The sequence below is a fragment of the Roseateles sp. P5_B10 genome (genome assembly GCF_056400485.1).
In genome coordinates this window covers 1-2,943 of record NZ_JBFULE010000664.1, presented here as the reverse complement: position 1 = coordinate 2,943, position 2,943 = coordinate 1, and the positions used below count along the sequence as shown (strand labels likewise).

The following is a 2,943-nucleotide window of genomic DNA, read 5'->3' as shown; positions in this document are numbered from 1 at the left end:
GTCGTAGACATCGCAGACCGCGCCCATGCGCGCCAGCAGGCTGATCTGGTCGCCGGCCAGCTTGTGCGGGTAGCCGCTGCCGTCCATCTTCTCGTGGTGGTGCAGGCAGACGTCCAGGGCCGAGGGCGGCACCTTGGCACCGTCCTTGAGCAGGTCGAAGCCGCGCTCGGGGTGGCCACKCATGACGTCGAATTCGGCATCCGTCAGGGCACCGGGCTTGTTCAGCACCTCCATGGGCATCTGCATCTTGCCGACGTCGTGCAGCAGCCCTGCCAGGCCAGCTTCACGCACTTCGGCATCGGACAGCCCCATCTGCCGGCCCAGAGACACCATCAGGCCGCAGACGGCGACCGAGTGCATATAGGTGTAGGTGTCCTTGTCCTTGAGCCGCGCGAGGCTGAGGAAGGCCGACGGGTTGCGCGCCAGCGAGGACGTGACCTCGTCGACGATGGGCAGGCAGACCTCGGTGTCGATGGCCTTGCCCAGCCGCGCCTCGTTGAACAGCGCCATGACGGCCACCTTGGCCCGGCCCAGCACCTGGGTGGCGCGGTCGAGCTCGGACTCCATGCTGACGCGCGGCTGAGGGGCGGCTGTGGCGGGCGGCGTGGGCGGGGAAGCGACGGTCACGGCGGCGATTGGCGCAGGCGCAGCCACATCCCCGCCCTTGCTGACGTCGATCCAGACGGCCGACACGCCGCTGGCCTGCAGGGCGGCAAGGTCGGCGGCATCGGCCAGCACGAACTTGGTCTTCCAGAACGGATGAGAGAGCCAGGCCCCCTCCATCGCCTGGAGATACATGCCCAGCCTCACGTCGGAGGTCGAGATCTTCTTCAACATGACAGCGTCGTCTATGCGCACCAGTATCCGTGCGTGACGCAGGCAAGGCCGTGCAACGATCGTGCAGCCCTGCACGCTTTTGCCGCGGGCAACAAAAAGCCGCCTTGAAGGCGGCTCGGTCGGGCGGCGGTCGCGCCGGGTCAGCGGAACTTGCCCTGCGGCACGGTGGCCAGTTCGGTCGACAGCGTGCTGATGTAGCTGGCGATGGCCTTCAGTTCGGCGTTGCTGAACTGCTTGACCTGGCCGGCCATGACGCCGTTGCTGCGGCCCACCCCGGGGTTCTTCTCGGTCTTGTAGGACTTCAGCGCGACGGTCAGGTAGTCGGCGTGCTGGCCAGYCAGCTTGGGGTAGCTCGGGTCGATGGGCTTGCTGAAGTTGGCGCCGTGGYAGGACACGCAAGCGCCCTTGGTCAGCAGCTCGGCCACATTGGCCGGCGCGGCCGGAATGCTGTCGGCCACCGCCGGCAGCTTGGCCTGCTGCTCGTAGAAAGCGGCCACGTCGTTCATGTCCTGCTCGCTCAGCGAACCGGCAATGCCGCGCATCGTCGGGTGCTTGCGGTCGCCCTTGGCATAGGCCTGCAGGGCCGAGACGATGTACTTGGCGTTCTGGCCCGCGATCATCGGCACCTTGTGGATCTCGGGGAAGCTGGCCTGGTAGCCGACGATGCCATGGCAGCCGATACACATCGCGACCTTGGTCTCACCGGCCTTCACGTCCTGGGCCTGGGCTGCGAGGGCAGCAAAGGCGGTGGCCAGGGCGAGCGAGATCTGCAGCAGTTTTTTCATGGTCCCAAGAGGTTCGGGTTGGTGTCGTGTTCCGGAGCGGCGGCGATTATAGGAGGCCTCCTATACTGGTCCGGCCCCTCTTCAGTTCGGGTTTTGCCCCGGTTTTCCCAATGAAATTCCAAGGTTCCGACCAGTACGTCGCCACGGCCGACCTGATGCTCGCGGTCAACGCCGCGGCGACGCTGCAGCGGCCGCTGCTCATCAAGGGCGAGCCCGGCACCGGCAAGACCATGCTGGCCGAGGAAGTGGCCGGCGCTTTAGGCATGCCGCTGCTGCAGTGGCATATCAAGAGCACCACCAAGGCCCAGCAGGGCCTGTACGAGTACGACGCCGTCAGCCGGTTGCGCGACAGCCAGCTCGCCGGCATCGAGGGCAGCGAGCKCGTTCGCAACATCGAGAACTACATCGTCAAAGGCGTGCTGTGGCAGGCCTTCGAGGCCGACGAGCCGGTCGTGCTGCTCATCGACGAGATCGACAAGGCGGACATCGAGTTCCCCAACGATCTGTTGCGCGAAATCGACCGCATGGAGTTCTATGTCTATGAGACGCGCCAGCTGATCAAGGCCAAGCACCGGCCGCTGGTCTTCATCACGTCCAACAACGAGAAGGAACTGCCCGACGCCTTYCTGCGCCGYTGCTTCTTCCACTACATCAAGTTCCCCGACGCCGAGACGATGAAGAAGATCGTCGATGTGCACTTCCCGACCTTGAAGAAGGACCTGCTGGCCGCCGCGCTGAAGAACTTCTACGACGTGCGCAACCTGCCCGGCCTGAAGAAGAAGCCCAGCACATCGGAGCTGATCGACTGGCTCAAGCTGCTGCTGGCCGAAGACATCCCGGTGGACGCGCTGCAGGCCAAGGACGAGAAGGTCAGCATCCCGCCGCTGGTGGGGGCGCTCCTGAAGAACGAGCAGGATCTGACGCTGTTCGAGAAGCTCGTCTTCATGCAGCGCAATAACAGATGATGCAGCCCCCACGCGTGCTTACGCCCGCTGCCCCCCGAGGGGGCGCCCAGCGGCTCCGGACGGCCGAGCGCCGCTGATGGCTCAAGACTTCGACCGCGCAATGCGCGAAGGGCTGGCGGATGCCGTCGGCTTCGTTCTGGGCGCCCTGGCCGGCTGGTGGCTGGGCCGGCAGTTCGGCATCGACTTCATCGCCAGCACCGACTGGAATGCGCAGCAACTCATCGGCCTGCTGCTCATCGTCGCCGGCTGCGGCGGCGGCCGCTTACTGGCGCGGCGGCTGATGCTGAAGGACAAGCCATGAAACCCGTCCTGCCCGTGACGCTGGCCGCCGGCCCCATCCACCTCGTGCCGCTGAC

4 protein-coding genes are annotated in these 2,943 nt (G+C 65.8%); 2 read left to right on the top strand and 2 right to left on the bottom strand.

Features of this window, described 5'->3' with window-relative positions; all coding sequences use genetic code 11:
* Together AC1DU6_RS25615 and AC1DU6_RS25610 are read right to left on the bottom strand one after the other, a co-directional pair.
* Positions 1 to 837, bottom strand: an 837-nt coding sequence (locus AC1DU6_RS25615) for an HD-GYP domain-containing protein (RefSeq protein ID WP_477860543.1), incomplete at its 3' end; no start/stop codon positions are given.
* 140 nt (positions 838 to 977) lie between these two features.
* On the bottom strand, positions 978 to 1,622 hold the full coding sequence (locus AC1DU6_RS25610; RefSeq protein WP_477860541.1) for a c-type cytochrome: 645 nt from the start codon (positions 1,620 to 1,622) through the stop codon (positions 978 to 980).
* Between the two features lie 110 nt (positions 1,623 to 1,732).
* Here AC1DU6_RS25610 and AC1DU6_RS25605 point away from each other — a divergent pair, with 110 nt between their 5' ends.
* On the top strand, positions 1,733 to 2,587 hold the full coding sequence (locus AC1DU6_RS25605; RefSeq protein ID WP_477860539.1) for an AAA family ATPase: 855 nt from the start codon (positions 1,733 to 1,735) through the stop codon (positions 2,585 to 2,587).
* Between the two features lie 76 nt (positions 2,588 to 2,663).
* On the top strand, positions 2,664 to 2,888 hold the full coding sequence (locus AC1DU6_RS25600; RefSeq protein WP_457324046.1) for a hypothetical protein: 225 nt from the start codon (positions 2,664 to 2,666) through the stop codon (positions 2,886 to 2,888).
* Positions 2,889 to 2,943 lie beyond the last annotated feature (55 nt).

What these genes read in the sequence shown, in the direction of transcription:
- AC1DU6_RS25600 (WP_457324046.1), top strand. Translation starts at nt 2,664, where the DNA reads ATGGCTCAAGACTTCGACCGCGCAATGCGCGAAGGGCTGGCGGATGCC.